Raw genomic sequence first — 234 nt, forward strand, 5'->3', positions numbered from 1 at the left:
GTACTTATTACAGCCGCTGCTGTTAAGCAACTTGAGGAGGCGCTAGCATGATTCGCGAAGAACGTCTTTTAAAAGTGATCCTTGCTCCACATATCTCTGAAAAAAGCACAATTGCTGCTGAAGAAAACAATACTATTGTTTTTAAAGTAGTAAATGACGCAACTAAAGCTGAAATTAAAGTAGCAGTTGAGAAGCTTTTTGAAGTAGAAGTAACTGGTGTTCGCACACTTAACG

General features: G+C 38.5%; 1 protein-coding gene. It reads left to right on the plus strand.

The features are described from left to right. Nucleotides 1-47 precede the first annotated feature (47 nt). On the plus strand, nt 48-234 hold a 187-nt coding region (gene rplW, locus AAEY83_RS18695), incomplete at its 3' end, for a 50S ribosomal protein L23 (RefSeq protein ID WP_351061704.1).

It is taken from the genome of Psychrobacter sp. TB20-MNA-CIBAN-0197 (assembly GCF_040309765.1).
Classification (GTDB): Bacteria; Pseudomonadota; Gammaproteobacteria; order Pseudomonadales; family Moraxellaceae; genus Psychrobacter; species Psychrobacter submarinus.